The sequence below is a fragment of the Cohnella nanjingensis genome, from assembly GCF_014212125.1.
Classification (GTDB): Bacteria; Bacillota; Bacilli; order Paenibacillales; family Paenibacillaceae; genus Cohnella; species Cohnella nanjingensis.
This window is the reverse complement of sequence record NZ_JACJVP010000042.1, coordinates 1-25847: the sequence shown is the minus strand read 5'-3', so window position 1 is coordinate 25847 and position 25847 is coordinate 1. Positions and strand designations below refer to the sequence as shown.

The window sequence follows — 25847 nt, the reverse complement described above, 5'->3', positions numbered from 1 at the left end:
CATGCCGGCAGGCGGATATGAATGCCGAACGGGATCGGGCGTTGTCCGCAGCTGGATGGAAGCCAAAGACCGCCCCGCCCTCCGGAGAGGACGAGGCGGCCGATTAGGCGCCGATATTCGGAGCTTGCCAGACGACGGGGGTGAGCCGGATCTGCTCGCCCAGCCAAGCTTGGGCAATCTCCTGGAACTTCTTCGGATCGCCGCTGCAGAAGAACTGGTGAATCGGTAATTCGTCGTTCCCCGCCAGCTGGTTGTGGCCTTGAAGAATGGTGCTGATCTCGCGGGCCGTCTCGTCGGCGGAGCTGATCAGCGTCACGTTCGGCCCCATCGCCTCCGAGATCGTCTCGGCCAGGAACGGGTAATGGGTACAGCCGAGGATCAGGCTGTCGATCGAGCTGCCGCGCAGCGCGCTGAGCGACTCGAAGACGATCTGCTCGGTCTGGCGGGAACGGAAGTTGCCGTCTTCCACCAACGGTACGAATTGGGGACAAGCCTGGCTGACGACTTCGATATGCGGCGACAGCCGCCGCAAGGCTTGCACGTATGCGCCGCTGCGGATCGTGCCTTCGGTGCCGATGACGCCGACGACGTTCGTCTTGGTCCGGCCGAGCGCTGCGCGCGCCCCGGGATTGATGACGCCGACGACAGGGATGTCCACCCGGCTGGTGATATCGTCCAGCGCGACTGCCGTAGCCGTATTGCAGGCGATCACGATCATTTTAGGTTGAAATTGAGCGAGATAATCCACGATCTCTCGTGTGAATTGCGTGACTTGTTCCGCAGACCGCGAGCCGTATGGCGTACGCGCAGTGTCGCCGAAATACAAGATCTTCTCGCGGGGCAACTGACGCATCACTTCTTTGACGACGGTCAGTCCGCCCACTCCGGAGTCGAGGACTGCGATCGCTTGCTGCACGAGAACACCGCTTTCTGGTTAGGAGATGACAGAACATGATACCTTATGAGCGTCCTGCTCAAAAGGTACCTACATCTTAGCTCATATTCGGACGAGGTTCAAGGCAAGCGGAACGCCGCCCGGCGGGAGCGGGGCGGCGTTCCGATGCGATATTTTCCGTCAGAAAGGGCGGTTTGCGGCGTACGTTTGACGCGAAGCGGAATCCGATATTAAGGCTGCGGCGGACGTTTAAAAGCGCTTCGAAGGGCTTGATTAGCGAGCGGCGGAAGCTTAAGGGCGCTTCGGAGGGCTTGATCAGCTAACGACGGAATCCGATTCGGCGGCTGCGGCGGAAGCTTAAGGGCGCCTCGAAGGGCTCGATCAGCTAACGACGGAATCCGATTCGGCGGCTGCGGCGGAAGCTTAAGGGCGCTTCGAAGGGCTTGATCGGCTAACGACGGAATCCGATTCGGCGGCTTCGGCGATAGCTTAAGGGCGCTTCGAAGGGCTCGATCAGCTAACGACGGAATCCGATTCGGCGGCTTCGGCGGAAGCTTAAGGGCGCTTCGAAGGGGTCGGTTAGCGGGCGGCGGAATCCGACTCAACGATCTCGGCGGACGTTTCTTCTTCCGCCTGGCCGCGCTTGTTCAGCTTGGCGCGCACGTCGGAAGCCCAGTTCGACGTCTTCCTCGCGATGGATTGTGCGGCCGACCCCGCGGAGCGGCCCAGATCCGCCGTCTTCTCGCCGACGCGCTGCGCCGTATCCGAGATGTCCTTGCGCAGTTCCTTGCCCGACTTCGGAGCGAACAGCAGCGCGGTTACCGCGCCGGCGACGGCCCCCGTCAGCGCGCCGTACACGAACGATTTGACTACTTTCTTCTCAGCCATTGTCGTAATCTCCCTTCCTCTTTCCAAGAGGTCTCGTCGTTGGTGCGTCTGCATATCGCCTTCGCACCGCTAATGACGCGTTTCGCCCGATAGCGGGTCCACTGACGCGGTTGGTTCATCGGAGGCGGGAGCGGAAGCGGCCGCTGCCCGCCGGCGCCACGATTGCCACAGGTTCCAGCCGATCGCCTGCCAATCGGTTCCCGGCACCCCGTCCGCTTGCGGGCCGGTTTCGGACGCCAAGCGTCCGACGATGCGCTCGCGCCAAGCGTCTGCGACATCGGCCGCCGCCATGGCGGCTCTGCGAGCCGCTTCTCCGAGCGCCCGCCCCCCTTCCGCGAGTCCCTCGGCGCCGTCCAGGATGCGCCGGCATGCGCCAGTCGCCTCCCTCGCCTCTTCCGCGAGCTGCCGCCATTCGAGCAGCGCTGCCGCCGCCTCCCGGTCGAGCCGCTCTACGGACCGGCTCACCCGGCCCATGGCGCGCCGCACGGCGTTCGCGGCGATCCACGACGCGACGGCGATCGCCAGACACAGGACAGCTAAGGCATAAGCTGCGATATCCCAAGCCATCTCCCAGTCCCTCCTCCCTTGACTCCTTCCGCACCCGGTACAAACGCCCAGGCGGTTAATGACAGTATAGGAGCGATGGGCTTGACTTGACACAGCGGACGGGCTGAAACTTGAAGAGCATGGGAAATAGAGGTGCGTGGCCCGGATGGTCGAGGAAAGGTAATCACGGGTCGCAACCAGAACGTCCGCTACCGCAAGGATCGTTTGCGCCGATGAAGGAGACGGTAGATGACGAAAAGACGACCGATGATCGCCAGTCGGCAGATGATGAAATGACGGCGGACGGCGGGACAGATGAGGATAAGTCTACAGTCAGATGAGGTAGAACAATAGACAGTTTGGATAGGATAGCAGTTAGAAGAGGGTAGGACGCCAGACAAAAAAATGCAGGCGATAGACAGGAGAGGATAGAAAACCGAACTGATGACAGAAGCGATACGTTTTGTGACGGCAGCGAGTCATCCAAACCCTCAAGCTGCGAACGTACAAACTTTTTAAGTAAAGTGACCTCCATCTGAAGCGATAAGTTGCAAAAGTGCAACTTTTTTCCTGGGAATGGCGCCGATTGGAGCATGATGTTGTATTTGTACAACTTATTCGCCTGTTTTCCGCTTCTTTTCCGAATTCCTTCGGAATAAGTTGTACATTTGCAAGAAATGGTGCATTTTCCGCCACCGGTGGCCAAATAAGTGGTATGAATACAACTTTTCGAGCGCGAGCCCAACTGCGAGACACTCCGGTGGATAAAGTTCCGTGTCGAACCTCTGCTGCTGAATGGAGGCGGCGCTGATGGGTAAATCAATGCGAGACACACCGGTGGATAAAGTTCCGTGTCATACCTCTGCTGCTGAATGGGTACGTTGACCAAACGGGAAGAGAACATGCTGAGGCGGCGGTTCGGGTTGGATGACGGACGGACGCGGACGCTGGAGGTGGGCAAGGCGTTCGGCGAGGCGCTGAAGGGAAAAGCCATTTTTCCCATCTGCGCTTCGAGACGGGCAGGGGCCAAAAACCGTCTTCATCCATAAAAAGAGGCCCCGCGCCCGACATCTCTGCCGGTGGGGGACCTCTTTTTCTCGCGCTTGCGCCCGATTAGGACTTGCCTTGCTCCGTCGCGCCGTTCGCGCTTCGCTCCGCGCGACGGATCGCGTACGTGCAGCGCTGGCCGCCGTCCGCGATGCACTCGGTGCGCTCGACCTTCGCGTCCAGCAGCTCCTCGAACAAGCGCTGTTCGCAATGGCAGGCTTGGCGGTACCGGCCCGCCACTTGGGCGATGGGGCAATTATATTCATGGAGCAGGAACGAATCGTCGGTCTCCCGCTCCCAATCGGACATATATCCGCCCGCATGCTGGATGGCGGTCAACTCCGCTACCCGATCCTCCAGCGACGCATGCGCGAGCCGTTCCCGGTACCGGGAAGCCAGCTTCTCGCGCCGGCCTTCGAACAGGCGGTCGATGACTTGCGCGCCGCCATGCTGCTCTTCCAGCTCTTCGAGCAGATCGAGCGCCAATTGCGGGTAATTCTTCGGGAACAAGTCGTCCGCGCGTTCGGTCAGCGAGTACCAATAAGACGGTCGTCCCATGGCCTGGCGAACCAATGCGGAACGCACGAGCCCGTCCCGCTCCAGCGTCTGAACGTGTCTGCGGACCGCCATCTCCGTGATGGCCAGCTCCTTCGACAATTCGCCGATGCTGCTATTCCCGCGCGTCTTCAGCAATTGAAGCAGCTGTTCCCGCGTCGAGCCCTCTTCCTGCGGCAGCATAAGCATCCCTCCCGGCTCGGCGATGGTCTGAGCCATTCGCTCGCTTATGCTCCTATTGTAACGGAAGATCAACGCAACGTAAATTTATTTTTGATACCAAAAAGTATACAAAGTCAGCGCGGCGTCTCCCAGGGATCGAGCTCCCGCTTCAGAAACGCGTTCACGTCCGCTTCGAAAGCCAGGAGCAGGTCCGGCAGTTCGGCCGTCAAGCGGTGCGGCTCGCGTCGCGGCCAGTTGTCGTAGTCCTGCACGAGCGGCTTGCGCAGCGCGACCAGCCGGCGCAGCGTCTCCGCCCGATCCGCGGGAACGACGCCTTCGCCCGCGATGACTTCCACGATGTCTTCATAGCTGCTCGCATCCCGCATCATGAACCCGTCGATCAGGAAGCTGCCGACATCCGTTACGATCTCCAAGGCTAGGTGCAGGCAACGCTCCTGCGCGAGACCTTCGAGCAAGGAGCCCGTCCATTCGCCGGATACCGCGCCCGCCGCTTCGGCGATGTCGGGAATGCAGCGGAGGCGGCGTTCGATTCCTTCCCGGTTTACGTAATACATGCGATCACCCTTTGCCGTTCTTGCGCTTGTTTTTGCGTTTGAGCCAGACGACCATAACCACCGCGCTGATGATGATCACCAGCAGGTAAGTCAGCATCTCGTACAGATCGCCTGCACCCGAATCCGTCGTATTCACCGATCTCTTCCCCTCAGCTCTCGTAGTCGACGACGGCTTGCGCTTCGCGCGCGACCGACATGTGCTCGATGACTTTTTTGTGGACCGGGTGGACCTGGTAAGCCTGCATCGCTTCGAGCGATGCGAACTTGGTCACGAGCGATACGTCGTACGAACGCTCCGAGTGCACCACGTCCGTCCCCACCTCGATGGACAGGAGCTCGTCGATCTTGCCTTCCATATCGCGCAGCACTTGCGCCGTCGCGGCGACGCTCTCCGGGCTGCGGTCTTTGAGCTTAAACAGGACAATATGCGTAATCATGAGTGAATGGTCTCCTTTCGGAAAATGGTCTCGGGCCGGCTTGCCGTTAAGTTCGCATGAGGCGCTCTCCGGCCGCGCATACTACGTCTAATCCGGATTATATCAGCGGAAGGGAGAACGCCATGCGCTATACCTTTACTTGGGTGCTTGCGCTGATCGGTCTTGCGCTATGCCTGTTCAACGCGACCGGTTACGATCCGCACAATTTGTTCTTGTTCATGTTCAGCGTCCCGATCTGGTTCGTCGAGCTGTTCGGCGACATCCATCAGGTGAGCGTCGCTTGGATGTACGTCCTCACCGTCGCCAGCTGGGCGCTGATCGGCTATCTGGCCGATCGGACCGTGGCGGCGTCGCGCGCGCGCAGAAGGGCTTAACGCTTGTAAAAAAAGGAGCCGGTTCCGGCTCCTTTTTTTTCGTGTCGGGCGAGGTCGGCAACTGCCTCCCTCCCCGCTTCGCCTCCATCCATCCGCGGCTTCGCTTCGCTCTCCTCCGCGCGCAGCGAAGCCGTGAATAGCCGAACGCGTCCGATTCGAGGCGGCATCCGACCCTCCCGGCCGGGAGGCGATACCCGCTCGGTTCCGCGGAACGCGTTAGTCGACGATAATCTTGGAAGCCATCGTAGCATGGCCTTGTCCGCACATGATCGAGCACTTCAGCTCGAAGGTCTTGCCTTTGTCGCTCTCCGGGAAAGTATATTCGACCGTCGGATTGTTCTCGTTCAAGTCGATGTTGGCGCCTTCGATGTGCGCGCCGTGCTTGCCCGATTTGTTGGAGAATTTGATTTTGTAGTTGGTGCCCGCCTTGACGTGGTATTCGGCCTGGTCGAACTTGTAGTCCGTCGTGGTCGCCACGATCTTCAGCAGCTCTTGGCCTTCGGCCAAACCAGACGCTTCATCCTTCGGCTTCGCGGGAAGGTCGGTCGCCAGCAAGTACACGCCAAATAAGCAAGCGACGACAAGCAAGACCGGCATGATCCATTTCAACATTGTTGCTCCCCCTGCTTCCTCAAATGTCTAATTCTTATATTACCTAAAATGGGCAATCGAACTCAAGATTTCGCGGGATGAAAACGTCAACTTTTTTTCACATTTGACAAAATGATGAACGGGGCGGTTTTTTTTCGCGCAAAAAAAAAGGAGTCGATCCGCAAGGAAGCGGTCTCCCCCCCTCAGCTCCGTCCGGGCGGCCGGCGGTCTTCGTCGTCGGCGCGATCGCGCAAGATCTTGACGGCCCGCCGCAGACGGTCCGGGATCGGCAATCCGATCCGGCCGGCGTTCTCCAGAACGGACAGCAGCTCGTTCGCCAGATAAAAGTAAATCGCTCCCCCCATGGCCATCTCCGTGCCGAAGAGGATATCGATCCGATGAGCTAGCAAAATGACCAAAAGCATGAGGCCCTTTCTCCAAAGTCCCCAGAAACCGACCTGGCTGCTGAGTCCCGAGCCTTCGCGTACCGCCGCCGTCACGCCGGTCAAATAATCGAGGGCCATGACGATCAGCAGCACCGTCAGCGTCTCCGGCCAATGTCCGTAAGCGAACATGAGCACGGCGCCGGCGGCGACGCAGAACGTTCCAGCTGCCCAATGCACGCCGCATCCCTCCCCCACAGCTCGTCACCTGCTGCCCTATAGCATATTCGGAGCGAAAGAGGATCGAAGCGGCGTATGCGGCCTGTCCTACGCGGATTCGAGACGGTCCAGGACGAGCCGCAGCATCCGTCCGGATTCGGCCGCCCGGCCTCGCCGGCGATCCGCGCGGCGCTCCGAATATGCGGCGCGTCGGTCAGCTCGCCGCGCCAGAGGTCCAGCATCGTCTCCATGCAGGCGGGCGTCGTCTCCAGATGGAACTGCAGGCCCAGCACCCGGTTGCCGCAAGCGAACGCCTGGACGTCGGTCGCATCCGACTCGGCGAGCCGCACGGCCCCCTCCGGCAGCGAGACGGCGTCTTTGTGCCAGTGGAACGAATGGAACTTCTCCGGCAGTCCTTCCAAGAGGCGGGTGGCGTTCCGCCGTCCGGCGCACCGGATGCCAGCCGATCTCCTTGTCCGCGTTGCGGAAGACGCGTCCGCCGAGCGTCTCGGCCAAGAACTGCGCGCCGAGGCAGATGCCCAGCACCCGGACGCCTTCGCGGACCGCGGATCGAATGAAGCGCTTCTCCTCGGCCAGCCAGTCGTACTTGCTTTCCAGATACACGCTCTGCGGACCGCCCAGAATCACGAGCATCCCGATATCGCGGATCTCGGGATAAGGCTCGCCGTCGGGCGGACTGTACGCCTCCTTTCAGAAAACGTTCAGCCCCGTTTCAGCCTGGCCTAAGCTGCGGTTCATCCCCTTTTCATCCGCCGCGCCTACAATGACATTCATCCCCCGTACCGCATCCGGCGGCACGATCGGAAGGAGCAGTTCAATGGCAAATCCAAAATGGGTCAAATGGGCGGTCGGCCTGTCGAGCGTAGCGGTATTCGCAGGCTTCGTCGGTTATATCTCGGCGGACGGCCCGCAGGCTGCGCAGGCCGGCTCCGCCTCGCAAGCGATCGCGAATCCCGGCGGGCCTTCGCAGGGCACGGGCTCCTCGTCAGACGGACAGGCCCTGGATGAGAATTCCGGCTTCGGCAGAACGTATGCCGACGGCGGCAGCGGCTCCGGCGGCGGCGGTTTCGGCCACATGCGGACGCGGGGGTCCTGATGGCCGCCGCGGATCGCAGCAGACATACGTTCGAAGCCATGAATACGACGATCGCCACGGCAGGGCTTGGCGCGTCCGGGCGCGAGCTTGCGGAAGCCTGGTTCGCGGACGCCGAACGGAACCTCAGCCGTTTCCGCCCGGACAGCGAGCTGTCCGCCTTGAACCGTTCGGCGGGCGCCGCCTTTCGGCCCTCGCCGCCGCTGCGGCAAGTCCTTCTGAAGGCGCATCGCTATCATCTGGAGACGGACGGCGTATTCAACCCCTTTCTGGGCGCCGTCTTGTCCGGATACGGCTATGCCGAGAGCTTTGAGCGGCTGGCCGATCGTCCGGCGGCGCCCTACAGGCCGCGCCGCGCGGAGACAGGCGTCGGGACGGCGCCCCCGGTCTCCATGACGCTCGCGGATCTGGAAGCCCCGGACGGTGGCGTGTCGCTCAGCCCCGGCGTCGCCATCGATCTCGGCGGCATCGCCAAAGGCTGGAGCGCCGCGCGGCTGGCTGCTCGGCTGCAAGCCGAAGGCGTGCCGACCGGCGCCGTGGACGCGGGCGGGGATATGGCGCTGTGGGGCGCGCCTCCGAACGGTTGGGAGATCGGTATAGCGCATCCTTACGACGCCGAAGCCGATCTCGTCGCGCTTCGCCTCCCCTTTGCCGCCGGCATCGCCACGAGCAGCGCGGCGAAGCGGCGGTGGCGCGACGCCGGCGGCCGCGAGCTGCATCATCTCCTCGACCCCTCGACCCTGACGCCGGCCCGGTCCGATCTCTTACAGGCGACCGTTTTCGCCCCGGACGCGACGGCCGCGGAGGTATACGCCAAATGTCTCCTCATTCTGGGCTCGCGGAAGGGCATTCCCTGGCTGAAGCGCAAACGCCCGGATTGCGCCTATATCGCGGTGGGGCGGGATCTCTCCGTCCTCGCCGATCCCGCGGTATCCGCCTGTGTGATAGAAGGAAGGGTTAGCTATGCGACACTTGAATGATTGGCTCACGGTATGGACGACGACCCGGGCAGCCGGGCTGACCGCCTACCTGCTCTTGTTCGTCTCTACCGTCGGCGGGATCCTGACGAGCATGCGTCTCGTCCGTCCCGAACGCCGCGCGGCTCTCCTGATGCTGCACCAATCCGCCGGCTGGTTCGGGCTCTTGTTCGGACTCTTGCACGGCTTGGTGCTGATCTACGACAGCTATGTCGGCTACAGCCTCTATGAATTGGCCGTTCCGTTCGCCGCCCGAGACCATCGGTTCCTCATCGGCATCGGGACGCTCGCATGCTATTCCTCGCTGCTGCTCGTCCTAAGCTCGGATCTGGCGAAGCGGATCGGCAAGAGAGCGTGGCGGGCCATTCACTATCTGGCTTTCCCCGGCTACTTTCTCGCGCTCCTCCACGGCTTCGCCCTCGGGACGGATACCCGCGACGGCTGGGTGCAGGGAATGTATGTCGCCACGGGTCTCGCGACGCTCGTCCTGTGCGGCTACCGCTTCGCCGCGCGCAGCGCGGCAGACAAGCGGTCGGCTGCCCGGCAGCTGCCCCACTAATTACCCGCTCCCCCCGACATAAACGCCAAGAGCAGCCCCTGCGGGGCTGCTCTTGGCGTTGCGTCGCTTAGGCGTTCAAGTCCGGGCGCGATCCGGTCACCAGATAAACGGTGCTCTCACCGATGTTCGTCGCATGGTCCGCGATCCGCTCGATATAGCGGCCGACGAAGCTGAGCAGCGTCGCCTGCGAGATCGTCTTCGGATCCTCGACCATAATGGTCAGCAGCTCGCGGATGATCTGGCTGTAGAGCGCGTCGACCAGGTCGTCGTCCTTCGCCATCTTGTAGGCGAGATCGACGTTCTCCTGGACGAACGACTGTACCGCGTCGCCGATCATGACGCGCACGATCTCGCCCATCCGCGGCAGGTCGATCAACGGCTTGATGAGCGTCTGCCCCTCCAGCCGCAGTACCACCTTGGCGATATCGACGGCGAGGTCTCCCATCCGTTCGAGATCCGATGCGATCTTGAACGCGGCGAGGATGCGGCGCAGGTCCTTCGCGACCGGCTGCTGCGTCGCGAGCAGCTTCGCGCCCAGATCGGTGACGCGCTCTTCCAGCCGGTTCAGCTCGAGATCGGCCTTCACGATCTTGCGGGCTTTGATCGCGTTGAGGCTCTCCAACGCGTCCATCGCCTCGGCCAGCGCCCGCTCCACCCGATCGCCCATCTCCGCGAGGAGCGTCTGCATCTCTCCCAGTCCGCGGTCGAACTCTTTTCTCACGGTCATGGCTTCATCCCCCTGCTCTCATCGTCCGCTGGACGTTCGGATCAACCGAAGCGTCCGCTGATGTAATCTTCCGTGCGCTGGTCCGACGGATCGGAGAACAGCTTCTCCGTATCCGAATATTCGACGACCTCTCCGTTCAGGAAAAAGACGGTCTGGTGCGACACGCGCGCGGCCTGGTGCATGTTGTGCGTCACCATGACGATCGTGTATTTGTCCTTGAGCTCCTGCGCGAGCTCCTCGATCTTGAGCGTCGAGATCGGATCGAGCGCCGACGTCGCTTCGTCCATGAGCAGGATGTCGGGGCCTACCGCCAGCGCGCGGGCGATGCACATCCGCTGCTGCTGGCCGCCGGACAGGCTGAGGGCGGAACGCTTGAGATAATCCTTCACTTCGTCCCACAGCGCGGCCGAACGCAAGCTCGATTCGACGATCTCGTCGAGCTCCTGCTTCTTGCGGATGCCGTGCAGGCGGGGACCGTATGCGACGTTGTCATAGATCGACTTCGGGAACGGGTTCGGCTGCTGGAAGACCATGCCGACCTTCTTGCGGAGGGTCTCCACGTGCACGTCGTTCGAATAGATATCCGCGCCGCCGATCTCGATCTTCCCTTCGATTCTCGTCCCTTGGATCATGTCGTTCATCCGGTTCAGCGTGCGCAGCAGCGTCGACTTGCCGCACCCGGACGGTCCGATGAAGGCGGTGATCGCCCGCTCGGGAACCTCCATCGACACATTCTTAAGCGCTTGGAACGCCCCGTAGAACAGATTTAGCTTCTCAATCTCGATGATCGCTTGCATGAGATTTCCTCCCGTATCGTATAGGCCGCGCTGGGCGCGTGCCGGCTACAGCTTGGTCTTGCGTCCGTTCAGCCAGAGCGGCACGCGGAAGACGACGTTGATGAGCAGGACGAAGAAGATCAGGACGGCGGTCGCCTTCTGGGCGATCTCCTGCGCGTCCGGCACGATCGCCTCGGACTGGACGTACCAGAGATGGACGGCCAGCGTCTCGCCCGGGGAGAACAGGTTGAAGTCCCACATCGATCCGGACGTCGTCACGCCTGCGGTCAGGATGATGACGGCGCTCTCGCCGAACGCCCGGCCGGCCACGAGGCAGATGCCGGTGATGATCCCGTTCAGCGCGACGGGGATGAGCACGCGTCGAATCGTCTGCAGATGCGTGGAGCCGAGCGCGAACGAAGCGTTCTTCATCTCGACCGGCACGGCCCGGATCGACTCCTCCGTCACGCGCGTCAGCACGGGCAGATTCAGGAAGGCGAGGCTCACCGCGCCGCCCAGGATCGTGAGGCCCACCTGGAACATCTCGACGAAGATCGCGATGCCGAACAGACCGAAGATGATCGAAGGGACCGAGGATAGCCCTTCGACGCAGATGCGGACGAGGCCGATCCACTTGTTGTCCGGCGCGAACTCCGCCAGGTAGATGCCGGCCGCCAGGCCGAGCGGAATGGAGATCGCGAGCGACAGGAACAGCACGTAGAACGAATTGAACAGCGCGGGTCCGATGCCCCCGCCCTCTTCGATCTCGCTGGGCAGTCCGTATAGGAAGTCCCAGGTCAGTTTGGGCAGTCCTTTCTGCAGGAGCAGGAACAAGAGGCCCAGGATAAAGAGAATGACGCAGATCCCGACGAACCAGACGAATCCGGTGAACAGCCGGTTGTAGATCGCGGAGGCGCCGCTCCGCTTGCCGAACGCGCTAGGCGCGGATGCCGACCGGTCGGTCATGCGTTCTTCCCTCCTCGTTGCTGCAGGAACCGCATGACGACGATCATCAGGAGCGAGATCACGAGCAGCAGGAAGCCCATCATGTACAGCGCGTGGTTCCAGGTGGAGTCGAACTCGACGCTCGAGATCTGCATGACGATGTTGCTCGTCAGGACGGCGGTCGGCTTGAACAAGCTGTCCGCGATCTGAGCGGTATTGCCGATGACCATGACGACGGCCATCGTCTCGCCGATGGCGCGCGCCATCCCGAGGATGACGGCGTACAGGATGCCGCGGCTGGCCGCCGGGATCACGACGCGGACGATCGTCTGGAAGCGGTTGGAGCCCAGCGCATAGGACGCGTCGCGATACTTCTTCGGAACGGCGGTGATCGCGTCGTCGCTGATCCGGCTGATCGTAGGCAACACCATGATGGTCAGCACGATCGAGGCGGCGAGCAAGCCGTCGGCCAGCTCATGTCCGGTAAGGTCCCGCAGCATCGGCACGAGCAGCGTCATGCCCAGGAAGCCGTAGACGACGGACGGAATGCCGACCAGCAGGTCGAGCACCGGACGGAGCAGATTGCGCAGCCAGGCCGGCGTCATCTCCGCGAGGAAGATGGCGATGATGACGGAGAACGGCACGGAGAACAGCAGCGTCAAGGCGGTCAAAGCGAACGTGCCGAAGATGAAGAGGAGCGCGCCGTAGCTCTCGTTCTCGGGATCCCAGTTCGTCGAGAAGAAGAATTCGCTGAACGAGACGTCGCGGAACGTCAAGATGCCGGTGCGGAACATGAAGAACAAGATACAGAGCAGAATCAGGCAGACGAACCCGGCGGCCGCGATGCAGGCGATCTTGAAGGCGGAGTTGAACAGCCGCAGCCGCGCCTTGCGATCGAACGACGGACCGGAGCCGGCCCGCAGGCTCGTGCCGAGCTCGGCGGAGGCCGAAGCTTGGCCGGTTGGATGAAGGTCTAGCATGTGCAGGGTCTCCTTTTACGAAGAGAAGCCAGCTCGGCGCCATGACGCTGAAGCTGGCTGGCTCTTCGATATATTCATAGGGAGCGATTCGAGACGCGGATTACTTCTTGACGGCGGACAGCGGGATGAACTTCAGCTTCTTCAGCGAGCCTTGTTGGAACTTCTCGCTTTGGATGTACTCGATGAACGCCTTGGTCGCGCCCGACGGTTGGCCCTTCGTCATGAAGTAGCCGATGCCCCAGACCTTGTACGTGCCGTTCAGGACGTTCGCTTCGTTCGGCGCGACGTTGTTGATCTTGACGGCCTTCATCTTGCTCGTCACGTACGGCAGGTCGATATAGCCGATCGCGTTCGGGGTCGATTCGACGGCCGTCTTCATCTCGCCGCTGGAGCCCGTTTCCTTGTAGTTGTCGCCTTTGCTCATGAATTCTTTGCCTTCGAGCGCCTTCATCTGGAAGTTGACGCGCGTGCCGGAACCGAACTTGCGGTTGACCACCACGATGTTCGCGTCGTCGCCGCCTACGTCCTTCCAGTTGGTGATCTTGCCGGAGAAGATGTCTTGCAGCTGCTTCGTCGTCAAGCTGTCCACCTTCACGTCCTTGTGGACGATCGCGGCGAATACGGTGACGGCGACCGGGTTGGCCACTTGGCCGTCGAACTTCTTGAAGCCGGGCACGTCGAGGGAAGCGTCCCAGTCGACCGCGCCGATGTCGGCGATGCCTTTGCGGACCGATTGCGGGCCCGTGATGGAGCCGGCGGCGGACGCGGAGATCTTCACCTTCGGGTTCAGCTTCTGGAATTCGTTCTTCGCTTGCAGGGTCAGCGGCAGCAGGGCCGAAGATCCGTTGATGACGACGCTGCCTTTGAGGCTGCTTGCCGCGCCGGCGGCGGATGCGCCGACCGCGGTCAGGGAGACCGCCAGGGCGATCGTCGTAAGGCTCTTGAACCATTTTTTCATGGGATAAGGGCTCCTCTCAGTTCTTGCATGATGAATGGTTAGGTTGATTCCTTGGTCTTGCGGGCGTTGTTAGACTTTTCGCCTTACTTGGTGATCGGCTTCCATTGGTCGCCGATGCGGGCGTACACTTGGCCGCCGTTCTCTACCGCGATCTCGGAACCGTTCGCGATGAAGCCCGAGACGTCGCCGGACAGATCGTACAGCTTCGTCTTGGCGCCGGACGCCGGATCGACTTCGTAGACGGCCGTCGCGCTGTCGCTGACTTGCGTCAGGACGTAGAGCTTGCCGCCGGACAGGGCGATCTCCAGGACGTCGCCTTCGCCGAAGAGCGCGGAGGCTTTGGCGTCTTTGTCGACGGCGACGACGCTCGCGTTGCCGTCGCCTTCCGGAACGCTGACGTAGTAGGCGGCGCTGCCGTCCGCGGATTGCAGGAACAGCTTGTCGTCGGACGTCGTCGTCAGCTTCACGGCAGCCGGCTTCTCGACCGATACGTCAACGAGGTAGACTTGGCCGCCCGTGCCCGCGAAGTCGATCGATACTTTGTCTTCGTCAACGTTGGTCGCGTCGCTCGTGACTTTGCCGAGCGCGGTGACGACGTAGGTGAACTTCTTGCCGTCCGGGGAGACGTTCAGGCTCGACTTGTAGTCGACCTTGTCGTCCAGGATCGTCTTGATCGTGCCGTTGGCCGGGTCAAGCTGCGCGATGACCGTGCCCTTGTCTCCTTGAAGGAAGTACAGCAGGCTGCTGTCCGCCGCCCATACCAGCTCGGCCTTGATGCTCGTATCCGCGCTGACTTGCGCGCTTTGCTTGGTAGCCAGGTCGATGACGTATACCGCGCCGGTCGAATCCGTGTATGCTGCCTTGGCGCCGTTCGGCGCGACGATCAGATCGGAAGCGTCCGTCGTCTTCAGCAGCTCGCTCGACTTGCCGGTCTTCGCGTCGATCAGGTATTCCGTGCGGGATTCGCCTGCAGGGACGGAGACGAGGATCTGTCCGGCGCGGACGAAGCGCGGATTCTCGGCGCCCGCGAGCAGCTTGATCGTGTTGATCGCGATCTGGCCGCCCGACGTGGCCAGCGTGCCGCCCAGTCCTTGCACGAGCGGACGAACCGCGATGAATGCCGTTCCGTTTACGCTTTTGACCGGTTGGCTCAGGTTGACCGCATTGCCGTCGACCGTGATCTTCTTGTCGCCTGCCTTCAGATCGACCGTATGGCCGTCCAGCGCAACCGTCGTGATGCCGTTATGTACGGACAGCTTCGCGTTCAGCGCCGCTGCGATATCCCGTACGGCTACCAGCGTCTCGCCGCTTTGCTTCACGGTGCGGATCGTCGAAGCCTGGTAGTTGATCGCGAAGGTGGATTGCTGCACTTGAACCGCTGCGGCCTTCGTAGTCGTTGCGGCGGACGCCGCGCTTACGAGCGATGTGCTGACGGCTGCTGCCAGAAGCGTTACCCCGATTGCTTTTTTCATGGACATTGGCATCTAGTCACCCTTCTTTTATCATTCTTTGGTCACGATACCGAGCGGCCTAAGCCTCGCTTGCGCCTCTCTGCATCGTCTTAGCTCAAACCGTGTCGCCTTGCTTCGCGTTTTTCTCGAATCCGTGCTTTGCTTGCTGCATCCGTTCCCGTTCAATCTTGCGACCCAACCCGTTCCGCGAGTCTCGATCCCTCCGAATCTCTCGTTGGTAGATTGTAAAATCGGCTCTTTACAAAGGTAATTATAAGGAGGAATTGTAAAGCGGGATTGATGCCTATATTTTCTAAATGTAAATTTTTCCTGCCGTTTGCAATCGGATTGGGTCCGGGGTCGGTTGAATCCGTCGATTCGCGGGACGAAGCGCCCGGGCAGAAAGTTCCTTTTCGGCGGAAACGCCTTGCGATCCGGGTCCTTCCCGGCGGCAGGGTCCCGGGTTTGAGCCCCTCGGAAGAGGGATTCTCGGCGAGACTGCGAGCGGATGGAAACTTTTGGGCGGAAGCTGCGTCCATATAGGAAATCAGGATGGCGGTGGTGAACGAACATGGCGATGCGGAAGCCAACGGCGCAGCCTTTTCCGTCCGTTCGGTTGACGGCCGTCTGCGCGGTCTTGCTCCTCGGCGTCCTCTGGTGGATGTGGCTGGGACCCGCGAGCGGGAGCCCGCCTCCAATCAGGGATACGCATACGCCATTGAAGCTCGCTCAGGTAGAGCCGAGACCGGGGCTCCTGCCGGCGGCGCATTTCGATGACAACATGTGGGGGCTGCAGAGCTCCTATTCATCGGACTTGGTCGGTCCGCTCGTCATCCATCCGATGACCTACCCGGATCGCGTACCGCAGCGCGGAGACGTCGTCTACTTCTCGCTGCCCGAGACCGTCCGCTCCTCGCCGGAAGCCCAGGCGGGCCTCCCCGATGCGGAGATCGCCCGCGTCATCGCCCTGCCCGGCGAGACCGTGCGGATCAAGGACGGTCAGATCTATATCGACGGTCGGCAGCTGGATGCGTTCTACGGACGTCTTCGAATAGGGGGACAAACGGAAAGGGAGTACTTCCGCACGATCAATCGGCCGGGCACGGGCGAATGCGGCGAAGCCTGCCAACGGACGGCGAAATCGATCTTCCATATGAACGCGGCTGAGCGAAAAATACCGGAGGATGCCTACTTCGTCCTGGGAGACACGGCGATGCGCGGCAACGACAGCCTCGTCTTTGGCCCGCTGGCCGCCGACCGGGTGATCGGCCGGGTCGTGGGTTCGACGGGGAAAGCGGACGGAGCGCAAAGATAGTCGTCGATAAAACGGGGATGCGACGGATCGGAAGATCGTCGAGGCGTGAAACTTATAGATGAAACTTGACGCAAAAAAAGCCGCGCCGCGGACGAAAGCTCGCTCTGGAGACTTTCGCCGCGGACGCGGCCTTTTGCTCGTATGGATCGATCGGTCAAGGCGCGAATCCGACCATCCGGAGCCAGGAAGCGCAAGTCGCCGGCCAGCCGTTCACGTGCGCGTCCGCCTCGGCCAAGCCGAGACCGTGCCGGCCGTGCGCGTAGACGTGCAGGTCGAACGGCACCTGATGCTTGCTGAGCGCCGCCGCGAACAACAAGCTGTTCTCCACGGGCACGCCCGCATCATCAGCCGTATGCCAGAGGAATGTGGGCGGCGTGTCGGCCGTTACCTGCAGCTCGTTGCTGAGCAGCTCCGTAAGCGCGGCGTCCGGCTCGGGGCCGAGCAGGTTGAGGCGCGACCCTTCGTGGGTGTGCGGGTCCTGCAGCGTCACGACCGGATAGCAGGCGATCAAGAGATCGGGGCGGCTGGATACCCGCTCGATCGGATCCTCGGCGTCTTGCCGGCCCGCATCGTAGCGGGTGGCCGCCGTCGTGACGAGATGGCCGCCCGCGGAGAAGCCGAGAATGCCGATCCGCGACGGATCGACGCCGAATTCCTCCGCCCGGCTCCGAACGGTGCGGATCGCCCGCTGAAGATCCAGCAGCGGGCTGGGGTGACGGTAAGGAGCCACCCGGTAGCGCAGGACGAAGGCGGAGACGCCGATCCCGTTCAGCCATTCGGCGATCGGCCCGCCCTCGTGCCCGGCCCGCATGCCGTAGCCCCCGCCTGGCGCGACGATGACCGCGGCGTTGCTCGTTCCGTCCAGCAGATAAGGGGTCAATGCCGGGCGATCCTCATCGGTCTCTCCCGTCGCGTAGGGCGCCCCCTGTTCCCACAGCAACCATTCTTTCTCCATTTGATATCCCCTTCCTCTCTTTTCGATTAATCGTACTCGTGCGATTGCGTTTGTCCGAACACCCTCCGATAGTCGGCGGGCGTCAAGCCCTCCGCTTTGCGGAACGACCGGATGAAATAACTGACCTGCGCAAATCCGCATTCGTCCGCGACCGCCTTGACCGGCAGCCGGGTGGAGGCCAGCAGACTTTTCGCCCGAACGATCCGGCACGCCTGCAGATAGCGGTTCGGGGTCTGTCCGAGCACCTCGGTGAACAACCGGTGAAAATGATAAGCGCTATACCCCGACAGCGCGGCCATCCTGTCCAGCGACCACGGCAGCTGGCAGCGGCCGCGGACCGAATCGGCCACGGCGCGAATCGCCGCCTGCTGCTCTCTGGGCAGCGCGGCTCCGGCATCCCGCTTCGACCGGGGCAGCACTTCGGCAAGCAAGGCGTACAGCAGCGCGGACATCTCCGGTTCGCTGCGCGTCTCGAACGCGGTCCCCAAGTCGTACATCCGGTCCGTCAGCCGCTCGACCCGCTCCCGATCGTCGTAGGACAGCAGCCAAACCTCGCCCGGATCGGCTCCGTCCAGCATGGCGAGCGGCACGGGCATATCGAAGTGCGCCCAGCGGATGTCCCAGGGCTCGGACGCGGACGAGCCGTATTCCTGTCGGACATGCTTGGGGTACAGGAATCCTTCGCCCGCCTGCAGTTCGATCCGCTCGCCGCCCCGAACGAGATACCCTTGGCCCCCGCATACGAGATGGAGATTGTAATACGGGAACACGCCCTCTTCGCGCACGGCGACATGCCGGGGATCCCCGCTATAGCGGCCGACCGACTCGGGATAGCAAGCATACCGGGCATACGTCGGGGCCGGCAGTTGGTAATGCGCTTTCATCATCGGCCATGCCTCCAAGCCTTGCAGGGTCATTCGACGGCCTTCCGCCTGGCGGATGCTCAGGCTCCGAGCGGAGGAGCGCGGACGGGGAAAGGCACATTCTCATTCTCTACTAAAATAACTTCGCATGCCGCGCATGGCAAGCCCCAATGCCGAAGACTCCGGCAGATCGGCGGCGTACAGCGGCGGTCGTGGACGAAAAAATGTAGTCCTGGACTGCCGCTGTTATATCGAAGCACCGTTTCCCTTTAGCCGCTCAAGCTTTTTAAATATTGATCTGTTGAAAGTATGCGCGTATCGCAATCAGCTCGGTTCGTGACGCGGAAGCGCATCGGTTGTTATTTCGCATCAAGTTCCAGCAGCTCTGCCGTCATTTCCGCGAGACGAGCCGCCGACTGGGGTGAGAACAGATGGTTTCGAACACTCAATTCCGTGTACATATTGAACGCGCTGAGCGGTTCCTTGGGCGGTTCGTCAAGAAGCCGGATAATCGGAGGTGCGACATCGGCGGCAGGTTTCGCACGCGCCTTCTGCAGTTCAATATACGCCGCCGTCGGAGCATCGAACTCACCGGCGAAGCTCGTCGATGTCGTTCCCGGATGGAACAGCACATACCTAACCGGGCTCTCGGCATGTCGCTCAGCGAAGGTGACCCCGAGCAGATCGTTGAACCGTCCGGTTACGAACATCGCATTCACGCCATCGTATTGCTTGGCACTCTGCAGATCTTCCCAATCGATCGGCGTATCGTGGCCTGGCCCGGCCACGTTGACGATGACGGGGCTATCCGATCTCTCGAGAGCGCCGAGCAGCCCGTAGCTAAACAGAACACGACTCAGGTAGAAGAGCGCAAAGTTGTCTTCGAATCCTTCGGAGGTGACCGACCGATGCGTGCGGAAGTAACGCGCGCACAGGACAAGGCCATCAATTCGGGGATAAGCCTTGATCACGTCACGGACAGTACGCTCGGTACTCGACATCAGACTGAGGTCTGCCTGGACGAAAGCCACGCTTCCTGACGCGTTGGCGGACTCTCGAATGAGCCGATCCCCCTTCTTCGGATCCGTTCCGATCACGACGACATGGTCTCCCCTTGAAAATAGCGCGCGCGCGACAGCTGCACCAATTCCATCCGTGCCGCCTGTAATCACGAATGTCTTTGTCATGACCCATCTCTCCTCTACGCCATTTTGATCCTTTGAACGCTCATACGGATAACCCAAGCACCTTTTTTGAATGATAATTAAAATATTCAGCAAAAAAAAAGGACGGTCTTTCTATCGAATATCAAAAAGTGCCATCATAACCATGCAGCCAGAAGAAATCCATCACTTTGACAAGAACCGCAGCCGTATCGCACTCCTTGTGCCCGGCCAAGACAATCCCTCCTTAGATGGGAAGTTTAGCATTTCTTTAACCAACGTTCAAGAAAGATTTACCACGAGAGCTTCCTCCTTTGGCCCAACCGCTTCGCGGCGTCTCTCCTCTCTGCAAAAATATTCGTTGCCAACCCGGGTCCCAAATGATACTATTGAAAAAATTTACCTTGCGACGAATACCTATTCCAGGGAGGACGATACCATTGGCCAAGTATTACACGGAGCCCTCGCGGACGTTCAGCGAATTCCTGCTCATCCCGAACTTGACGGAACGCGAACACACGCCCGACCGAGTGAACCTCGCGACCCCGATCGCCAAGTACAAGCGCGGCGAGACGCCGAAGCTCTCCCTCCACATCCCCTTCTCCTCCGCGGTCATGCAGGCCGTCTCCGATCACAACATGGCCGTCGCCCTCGCGCGCAGCGGCGGCGTCTCCTTCATCTTCGGTTCCCAATCGATCGAAGACCAAGCCGACATGGTCCGCAAGGTCAAATCGTTCAAAGCCGGCTTCGTCGTCAGCCGCTCTAATCTGACGCCGGACCACACGCTCGCGGACGTCCAGGCGCTGAAGCGCCAGACCGGCCACTCCACCGTCGCCATCACGGACGACGGCACGCCGAACGGCGAGCTGCTCGGCATCGTCACGAGCCGCGACTACCGCGAGAGCCGCGACGCGCCGGACAAACCGATCCACAGCTTCATGACGCCGTTCGCCTCGCTCGTCTGCGGCCGTTCCGGCATGACGCTGCCCGAGGCCAACGATCTGATCTGGGAGCGCAAGCTGAACTGTCTGCCCATCGTCGACGACAACCAGCATCTCGAGCACCTGGTCTTCCGCAAAGACTACGACGGCCACAAGGAGTATCCGCTCCAGCTGCTGGACGCGAACAAGAGCTACATCGCAGGCGCGGGCATCAACAGCCGCGACTACGCGGAACGGGTGCCGGCGCTCGTCGAAGCCGGGGCTGACATCCTCGTGATCGACGCGTCGGACGGCTACAGCGAGTGGCAGCGCGATACGATCGCCTTCGTCAAAGCGAACTTCGACATTCCGATCGGCGCGGGCAACGTCGTCGACCGGGAGGGCTTCCTCTACCTCGTGGAAGCGGGCGCGGACTTCGTGAAGGTCGGCATCGGCGGCGGCTCCATCTGCATCACGCGCGAGCAGAAGGGGATCGGCCGCGGCCAGGCGTCGGCGCTGATCGAGGTGGCCGAAGCGCGGGACGCTTACTTCGAAGAGACCGGCGTCTACGTTCCGATCTGCTCGGACGGCGGGATCGTGCACGACTACCACATCACCCTCGCGCTCGCGATGGGGGCCGACTTCGTCATGATGGGCCGCTACTTCGCCCGCTTCGACGAGAGCCCGACGCGCAAGCTGAAGGTCGGCAACAACTTCGTCAAGGAGTTCTGGGGCGAAGGCTCGAACCGGGCGCGCAACTGGCAGCGGTACGACAGCGGCGGCAAGGAGAACCTGCTGTTCGAGGAGGGCGTCGACTCCTACGTTCCCTACGCAGGCAGCCTGCAGGAGAACCTGGACAAGACGCTCGGCAAGATCAAATCGACGATGTGCAACTGCGGCGCCACGAGCATCGAGGAGCTGCAGCGCAAAGCGCGCATCACGCTCGTCTCGGCCACGAGCCTCGTCGAAGGCGGCGCGCATGACGTCATGATCAAGGACACCGGCTTGTCCGGCGAATGAACGCCGCACGCGAAGCAGCGCCCCCCAATCCGCTCGTTGAGGTGATCGAATGAGAAGTCGAATGGCGGCCCTTCTACTTTTATTTTGCATTTCCGTGCTCACGACGTCTTGCCTCGCCAAAGACAAGAAAGCCATCCTCTTGCCCGAAGGCATCCCGAGCTTCGTCCACGAACAGGACTTCGAGACGATCGATTGGGAGAAAAAAGCGGTTCGGCTGGGCGACAGCAACCTCATCGGCAACGAGAACCGTTCGGCCGTCATCGGCGCGGATAGGCCCAGTCTGGACGGCCAAAAGTGGATGTGGCATCTGTGGGGCGCAGGGCAAGGAACGGAGCTGACCGTCGCAGGTTTCCACAAGGCCTCGAGAACGGTTCATCCCATTCTCGTGTCGACGGATGACTGGACGATCAAGCTCGGCGGACCCCACAACGGCGCGGATGCCCATCTCCCCTCGACGGTCCGAATCCCGACTGCGGGCGAATGGGCGATCAATCTCTATGCCGACGATAAGCTGTTCGATACGCTGATCTACGAGATCGACAGCTGATTCGCGATTCTGCCTCCGTCACGCAAAAAACCAGGAAGCTCCGCCGTGCAGGCGGAATTCCTGGTTTTTTTGCCGCGTATTCGTTTAGACGTAGCCGATCGTCTTCACTTGATTCCAGCATACCGGCTTCACGGCGGCGCCTTCCGGCAGCGCGCCCTTCAGCACGATCGTCTTCGACTCGCCCGCGCGAAGATCGAAGTAATTGTCCGACAGCGCGCCAGGCAGATCCGCAAGACCCGCGTCCTTCGCGAACGTATCGGCCGTCAGCGTGAACCGGGTATCCCCGTTCGCGAGCGTCTCCTGCGTCACGCTGACCGTTGCCGGCTTCAACCGGAGCTGGTGCGGCTTGCCGAGCAAGTAGGTATTGCTGGCGACGAGCTCGTCCCCTATCAACAGGTTCACGTACACGATCGTCGCCGCCGGGTCGAATCCCTCCGAAGAGAAGGTTCCGGCAGGCGTCGAGCGGCAGCCTTGCCCGCGAACTTCGCGCGTCTCCGACTTCACGACGCGGTCCGTCGCGAGGTCGTAGAACGCCACCTCGATCTTGCCTTCGAAGTCGCCGCGGTCATGGATGAGGTACAGCTCGGCCTCGGTAACGCCAGGCGTGATCTTGGCGTAGGCGTTCGGCGACTGGAAGCTTCGCTTCATATAGAAGTAAGAAGGCTTGTGCACCTTGCCGTAGTCGACGAGCGCCCAACTGATCGACGGCCACAGGTCGCTCCACTGCCAGATGAGCGCGCCGGACGTGTCCGGCATCCGGGATACCCAGTGCTCGACGCCGAAGCGCAGCGCGTTCGCCTGCATCAGCTAGTTGGCGTAGACGAAGTCCTCCTTCGCCGCCGGCAACCGGTAATCCCCTACCGTGTAATAGAACAACCGCTGAATGCCGTTCGGCGCCTTCTGCATGGCGTCGAACTTCGGATCGCGCAGATCCGCGTCCGGATCGACTTGGTTCAGCACGTAGTTCGACGGGTAGGACTGCATCCCGAACTCGGACAGGAACCGGCCGTTCACCTCGCGGTACTCCTCGTAAGGATGCACTTGGCCCCAGACGTACCAAGAATGCAGGTCGCCGTAGTTGCCCTCCAGCTTGGTGTGATCGAACGTCAGCGAATACGGGCTCGAAGGCCAGTACGGCCGCAGCGTATCGACGGCGCAGGCGTCCGCGAGCACCTCGAAATACAGTTTCTCGCCGTAACCGTGCTTGCGGTGCGCGCGGCTGCGCTCGACGAACACCTGATTCTCGTTGTTGCCGCACCAGAGCACGATGCTCGGATGGGCGCCGAATTCCGCGATCACGTAGTCGGCTTCCTGCCGCACGAGCGCGCTGAACGCGTCGTCGTCCGGATAGTCGCCGCAGGCGAACATGAAGTCCTGCCACACCATGACGCCGAGGCGGTCGCAGGCCTCGAAGAAGTCGTGGTTCTCGTACGTGCCGCCGCCCCAGACCCGGATCATGTTCATGTTGGCGGCGACGATGCTCTCGATCTCCGTATCGTACGCTTCGGCCGTATCGAGATTCGGGAACAGCTTCAGCGGAATCCAATTGATGCCTTTGCACAGCACCGGCACGCCGTTCACCTCGATGATGAACTTGCGGCCCTGCTCGTCATAAGGCATGACGATCTTGATCTCGCGAAGGCCGACGGTGCACGAAGCCGCGATCGGCTGCGCCCCTGCCGCATCGACCGTCACTTCCAGCCGGTACAGCGGCTGCTCGCCGTGCCCCGCCGGGTACCAACGCTTCGGCTCCGCGATCTCGAGCGACGCCTCGTACTTGCCTTCGCCCGGCATCAGCGCCGCCTGCTCGCTCCGCTCCGCCGCGACGCGGTCGCCGTCGTAGAGTCGGTAGGTCAAGGCCGCCGCGACAGCCGCGCCGGTCGCGTTCTCCACGCTCAGCGCAGCGTTGACGATCGCCTTGCGGTCGGACAAATGCGTGATGCTGTAGCCCAGTCGTCCGCACCGGCAGACGTCGAAGGCTTCAACCCGGATCGGCTTGTGGATGCCGACCGTCGCCACGCGCGCGCCCCAGTCCCAGCCGTAGCCGTATTGCGCCTTGCGGCCGAACAGCCGCGGCGAGATGCCGTTCCACAGGTTCAGCTGCGCGCCGAACGCCTTTTCCTTCTTCTTCATCGTCTCCGTCGGGGAAGCGATGCGCACGACCAGCACGTTCTGCGCTTTGGCCGCGCCCTTGATATCGAAGCGATAGCCGATGAACATGTTCTCCGTATGGCCGACGACGACGCCGTTCACCGAGATCTCCGCGTAAGTGTCCACGCCCGACACGACCAGCTCGATCGCCTCGCGCGCGAGCATGGACGCATCCAGCGCGAAGGTGCGGCTGTAGGTCCACTCGTCGTATTCGACCCACTCGATCTTCGGTTCGAACAACGTGTCGTATTCGTTCGGCAGGACGCCTTGCGCCATCAGGTCCTTCTGGACGAATCCGGGCACGTTGGCTTCGTATCGATCCCCCGTGCGGCCGTTGGCGAGGTCCCATACGCCATTCAACAACAGGCTTTGCATCCTCTAAGCACCTACTCTATATTCCTTGACGGAATTTGTTTTAGCCTTGCGTCAAGCACCATTGTAACCGATTCGGCCGCATTTGTGTTAGGTATTTTATCGATTTCGTTTGATTTTGTTGATGCGATTTCAGTTTACATATGAATTGTTAGCACTTCGTTAGGCAGTCGCATCCGCCCCCGCTATCCCTATCATCGCCCAAAATAAAGAAAAAACCGCCACCGGCGGTTTTCGCAAGGAATCAAGGAAACGTTGAAGCGACAAAGGCGGTTCGAACGCCGTCAATGCGGATAGTTCAACGGAAATTCCATGCCGCAAGGGCCGCCGTCCGGATTGTCCGCGAGATCCACCTCCGTGCCGTCTTCCCGGTAGAGCGGCTTGTAGTACTGGGAGATATGCGTCGCCGACTCGTTCGCATAATGGCAAATGAACGCCCGGCGAAAGCGGTCTTTGGTCTTGTTGCGGTAGGAGCCGTGGATGAGGTTGCCGTTGAAAAACAGCACGTCGCCCCGGTCCATCGCGGCGGGGACGATGTTCTTGTCCTTCGGCGGCTTCACGTAATGCGTCGTAAACGATTCGTTCGCGTCCGCGAGCTCCGGGCAGGCGATGTCATAGCCGCTCGTCTTGGGGACGACCAGCAACCCGCCGTTGTCTTCGTCCGCCGCGTCGATCGCCGTCCATGCGGCGATGCAGTTGCCCGGCTCCACCTTCAGATAGAAGTTGTCCTGGTGCAGCGCCTGTCCGCGCGAGCCCGGCGGCTTGAAATAGAACATGCTCTGGGCCGCCAACGGGGGTTCGCCGTACAGATCCGTCAGCACCTCCAGAACCGGCCGGTGCAGCATGTACCGCTTGGCCGTCTCGTCGAAGCGATGCGGGTGCATGACGCGGGGGTATCGCTTTAACGGATCCGACAGGCCCGCATTCAGATCCGGTTCGAAGTGGCCGGGCACGATCCGGTTGCCGATCTCCTCGAAAGCGCGGTCGATGGCTGCCAGATCCTCCTCGTTGAACAAGCCTTTGACGATCAGATACCCCTCGGTATCGAAATGCCGCTTTTGCTCTTCCGTTATTTTCCGGTTTGCGGTTGTCATGTTCCGTTCCCCTTCCGGCAGTGGTTGGATTTCGTTGCTCTTGCTCTTATCTTAAGGGCATTCTCCTTGCGGATGAAGTAAGCGGACTGCTATTTTAGTCCAGGAATCCTGCTATCTTGTTCCGCCCGCCGCCGGCCGTTCCGAGGTTCGTCACATTTTCTTTATCTCCCTATCACGTACCGCTAAGCTTCCCTTAAGGTTGCGCCGGCATAATGAACTCACTCCCCTTTCATGTTTGACATAGATGCAAGGCCAGCCCGCCTCCGAGGGGGCCACTGAAAAAGTCCG

The 25847-nt window shown here is 61.4% G+C and carries 30 protein-coding genes and 1 pseudogene; 8 read left to right on the top strand and 23 right to left on the bottom strand.

Annotated elements, in window-relative coordinates; all coding sequences use genetic code 11:
• Window positions 1-103: 103 nt before the first annotated feature.
• The 3 genes from racE to H7C19_RS24560 all read right to left on the bottom strand — a co-directional run bounded on the left by racE (window position 104) and on the right by H7C19_RS24560 (window position 2350).
• Window positions 104-916, bottom strand: coding sequence for a glutamate racemase (gene racE, locus H7C19_RS24570; RefSeq protein WP_185671725.1), 813 nt, complete (start codon window positions 914-916; stop codon window positions 104-106).
• A gap of 558 nt (window positions 917-1474) precedes the next feature.
• Window positions 1475-1783 carry a YtxH domain-containing protein gene (locus tag H7C19_RS24565; RefSeq protein WP_185671724.1) on the bottom strand — a complete coding sequence of 103 codons (309 nt, stop codon included), beginning with the start codon at window positions 1781-1783 and terminating at the stop codon, window positions 1475-1477.
• 69 nt (window positions 1784-1852) lie between these two features.
• Window positions 1853-2350, bottom strand: a complete 498-nt coding sequence (locus tag H7C19_RS24560) for a hypothetical protein (RefSeq protein WP_185671723.1) — start codon at window positions 2348-2350, stop codon at window positions 1853-1855.
• Between the two features lie 860 nt (window positions 2351-3210).
• Here H7C19_RS24560 and H7C19_RS34440 point away from each other — a divergent pair.
• A complete protein-coding gene (locus H7C19_RS34440; RefSeq protein ID WP_221469471.1) occupies window positions 3211-3378 on the top strand; it encodes a hypothetical protein in 168 nt (55 codons plus the stop codon).
• Window positions 3379-3442: 64 nt separating this feature from the next.
• Here H7C19_RS34440 and H7C19_RS24555 read toward each other — a convergent pair whose 3' ends face one another.
• From H7C19_RS24555 to H7C19_RS24545, 4 genes are all read right to left on the bottom strand, one after another.
• Window positions 3443-4150, bottom strand: a complete 708-nt coding sequence (locus H7C19_RS24555; protein WP_246469743.1) for a helix-turn-helix transcriptional regulator — start codon at window positions 4148-4150, stop codon at window positions 3443-3445.
• A 77-nt stretch (window positions 4151-4227) separates the two neighbouring features.
• Window positions 4228-4668, bottom strand: a complete 441-nt coding sequence (locus H7C19_RS24550) for a DUF86 domain-containing protein (RefSeq protein WP_185671722.1) — start codon at window positions 4666-4668, stop codon at window positions 4228-4230.
• A 4-nt stretch (window positions 4669-4672) separates the two neighbouring features.
• Window positions 4673-4804 (bottom strand): hypothetical protein, encoded by a 132-nt coding sequence (locus tag H7C19_RS35330; RefSeq protein WP_281384949.1) that lies wholly within the window; start codon window positions 4802-4804, stop codon window positions 4673-4675.
• Window positions 4805-4817: 13 nt separating this feature from the next.
• A complete protein-coding gene (locus H7C19_RS24545; RefSeq protein ID WP_185671721.1) occupies window positions 4818-5105 on the bottom strand; it encodes a Dabb family protein in 288 nt (95 codons plus the stop codon).
• 122 nt (window positions 5106-5227) lie between these two features.
• On the opposite strand from H7C19_RS24545, the gene H7C19_RS24540 reads away from it, so the two are divergent.
• On the top strand, window positions 5228-5479 hold the full coding sequence (locus tag H7C19_RS24540; protein WP_185671720.1) for a hypothetical protein: 252 nt from the start codon (window positions 5228-5230) through the stop codon (window positions 5477-5479).
• Window positions 5480-5695: 216 nt separating this feature from the next.
• Here the strand turns inward: H7C19_RS24540 and H7C19_RS24535 are convergent, their stop codons facing one another.
• The 4 genes and pseudogenes from H7C19_RS24535 to H7C19_RS35775 form a co-directional block, all read right to left on the bottom strand.
• Window positions 5696-6091: a cupredoxin domain-containing protein gene (locus tag H7C19_RS24535; RefSeq protein WP_185671719.1), complete on the bottom strand. Its 396-nt coding sequence runs from the start codon at window positions 6089-6091 to the stop codon at window positions 5696-5698.
• Between the two features lie 182 nt (window positions 6092-6273).
• The gene (locus tag H7C19_RS24530) at window positions 6274-6693 is read right to left on the bottom strand and encodes a phage holin family protein (protein ID WP_376775416.1); all 420 of its coding nucleotides are present in this window, start codon (window positions 6691-6693) and stop codon (window positions 6274-6276) included.
• Complete coding sequence (locus H7C19_RS35780) at window positions 6612-7094, bottom strand: type 1 glutamine amidotransferase (RefSeq protein WP_376775415.1); 483 nt, start codon at window positions 7092-7094, stop codon at window positions 6612-6614. Before H7C19_RS35780 ends, H7C19_RS24530 begins: the two co-directional genes overlap by 82 nt.
• A gap of 94 nt (window positions 7095-7188) precedes the next feature.
• Window positions 7189-7326, bottom strand: a pseudogene (locus H7C19_RS35775) (glutamine amidotransferase-related protein); the annotation flags it as partial.
• Between the two features lie 184 nt (window positions 7327-7510).
• Here H7C19_RS35775 and H7C19_RS24520 point away from each other — a divergent pair.
• The 3 genes from H7C19_RS24520 to H7C19_RS24510 are packed head-to-tail and all read left to right on the top strand — an operon-like array spanning window position 7511 to window position 9322.
• Window positions 7511-7789 carry a hypothetical protein gene (locus H7C19_RS24520; RefSeq protein ID WP_185671717.1) on the top strand — a complete coding sequence of 93 codons (279 nt, stop codon included), beginning with the start codon at window positions 7511-7513 and terminating at the stop codon, window positions 7787-7789.
• A complete protein-coding gene (locus H7C19_RS24515) occupies window positions 7789-8766 on the top strand; it encodes an FAD:protein FMN transferase (RefSeq protein WP_185671716.1) in 978 nt (325 codons plus the stop codon). The genes H7C19_RS24520 and H7C19_RS24515 overlap by 1 nt, the downstream gene beginning before the upstream one ends.
• The gene (locus tag H7C19_RS24510; protein WP_185671715.1) at window positions 8750-9322 is read left to right on the top strand and encodes a ferric reductase-like transmembrane domain-containing protein; all 573 of its coding nucleotides are present in this window, start codon (window positions 8750-8752) and stop codon (window positions 9320-9322) included. The genes H7C19_RS24515 and H7C19_RS24510 overlap by 17 nt, the downstream gene beginning before the upstream one ends.
• A gap of 67 nt (window positions 9323-9389) precedes the next feature.
• On the opposite strand, the gene phoU is transcribed toward H7C19_RS24510, so the two are convergent.
• From phoU to H7C19_RS24480, 6 genes are all read right to left on the bottom strand, one after another.
• The gene (gene phoU, locus H7C19_RS24505) at window positions 9390-10049 is read right to left on the bottom strand and encodes a phosphate signaling complex protein PhoU (RefSeq protein WP_185671714.1); all 660 of its coding nucleotides are present in this window, start codon (window positions 10047-10049) and stop codon (window positions 9390-9392) included.
• Window positions 10050-10090: 41 nt separating this feature from the next.
• A complete protein-coding gene (pstB, locus tag H7C19_RS24500; RefSeq protein ID WP_185671713.1) occupies window positions 10091-10846 on the bottom strand; it encodes a phosphate ABC transporter ATP-binding protein PstB in 756 nt (251 codons plus the stop codon).
• 45 nt (window positions 10847-10891) lie between these two features.
• Window positions 10892-11791, bottom strand: coding sequence for a phosphate ABC transporter permease PstA (gene pstA / locus H7C19_RS24495; RefSeq protein WP_185671712.1), 900 nt, complete (start codon window positions 11789-11791; stop codon window positions 10892-10894).
• Window positions 11788-12750 carry a phosphate ABC transporter permease subunit PstC gene (gene pstC / locus H7C19_RS24490; protein WP_185671711.1) on the bottom strand — a complete coding sequence of 321 codons (963 nt, stop codon included), beginning with the start codon at window positions 12748-12750 and terminating at the stop codon, window positions 11788-11790. The genes pstA and pstC overlap by 4 nt, the downstream gene beginning before the upstream one ends.
• Before the next feature lie 100 nt (window positions 12751-12850).
• Complete coding sequence (locus H7C19_RS24485; protein WP_185671710.1) at window positions 12851-13708, bottom strand: phosphate ABC transporter substrate-binding protein; 858 nt, start codon at window positions 13706-13708, stop codon at window positions 12851-12853.
• Between the two features lie 83 nt (window positions 13709-13791).
• The gene (locus H7C19_RS24480; RefSeq protein ID WP_246469739.1) at window positions 13792-15180 is read right to left on the bottom strand and encodes a stalk domain-containing protein; all 1389 of its coding nucleotides are present in this window, start codon (window positions 15178-15180) and stop codon (window positions 13792-13794) included.
• 550 nt (window positions 15181-15730) lie between these two features.
• On the opposite strand from H7C19_RS24480, the gene lepB reads away from it, so the two are divergent.
• Window positions 15731-16474 carry a signal peptidase I gene (lepB, locus tag H7C19_RS24475; RefSeq protein ID WP_185671709.1) on the top strand — a complete coding sequence of 248 codons (744 nt, stop codon included), beginning with the start codon at window positions 15731-15733 and terminating at the stop codon, window positions 16472-16474.
• 154 nt (window positions 16475-16628) lie between these two features.
• Here the strand turns inward: lepB and H7C19_RS24470 are convergent, their stop codons facing one another.
• From H7C19_RS24470 to H7C19_RS24460, 3 genes are all read right to left on the bottom strand, one after another.
• On the bottom strand, window positions 16629-17429 hold the full coding sequence (locus H7C19_RS24470) for an alpha/beta hydrolase (protein WP_185671708.1): 801 nt from the start codon (window positions 17427-17429) through the stop codon (window positions 16629-16631).
• Window positions 17430-17455: 26 nt separating this feature from the next.
• Window positions 17456-18316 (bottom strand): AraC family transcriptional regulator, encoded by an 861-nt coding sequence (locus H7C19_RS24465; RefSeq protein ID WP_185671707.1) that lies wholly within the window; start codon window positions 18314-18316, stop codon window positions 17456-17458.
• Window positions 18317-18651: 335 nt separating this feature from the next.
• Window positions 18652-19479: an SDR family NAD(P)-dependent oxidoreductase gene (locus H7C19_RS24460; protein ID WP_185671706.1), complete on the bottom strand. Its 828-nt coding sequence runs from the start codon at window positions 19477-19479 to the stop codon at window positions 18652-18654.
• A gap of 416 nt (window positions 19480-19895) precedes the next feature.
• On the opposite strand from H7C19_RS24460, the gene H7C19_RS24455 reads away from it, so the two are divergent.
• The gene (locus H7C19_RS24455; protein ID WP_185671705.1) at window positions 19896-21395 is read left to right on the top strand and encodes an IMP dehydrogenase; all 1500 of its coding nucleotides are present in this window, start codon (window positions 19896-19898) and stop codon (window positions 21393-21395) included.
• Window positions 21396-21489: 94 nt separating this feature from the next.
• Window positions 21490-21942, top strand: coding sequence for a DUF4871 domain-containing protein (locus H7C19_RS24450; protein WP_313731997.1), 453 nt, complete (start codon window positions 21490-21492; stop codon window positions 21940-21942).
• An 84-nt stretch (window positions 21943-22026) separates the two neighbouring features.
• Here H7C19_RS24450 and H7C19_RS24445 read toward each other — a convergent pair whose 3' ends face one another.
• The 3 genes from H7C19_RS24445 to H7C19_RS24435 form a co-directional block, all read right to left on the bottom strand.
• On the bottom strand, window positions 22027-22746 hold the full coding sequence (locus tag H7C19_RS24445) for a glycoside hydrolase family 2 protein (protein ID WP_185671704.1): 720 nt from the start codon (window positions 22744-22746) through the stop codon (window positions 22027-22029).
• A gap of 3 nt (window positions 22747-22749) precedes the next feature.
• Window positions 22750-24468, bottom strand: coding sequence for a glycoside hydrolase family 2 protein (locus H7C19_RS24440; RefSeq protein ID WP_185671703.1), 1719 nt, complete (start codon window positions 24466-24468; stop codon window positions 22750-22752).
• A 281-nt stretch (window positions 24469-24749) separates the two neighbouring features.
• Window positions 24750-25559, bottom strand: coding sequence for a phytanoyl-CoA dioxygenase family protein (locus H7C19_RS24435; protein WP_185671702.1), 810 nt, complete (start codon window positions 25557-25559; stop codon window positions 24750-24752).
• Window positions 25560-25847: the final 288 nt, after the last annotated feature.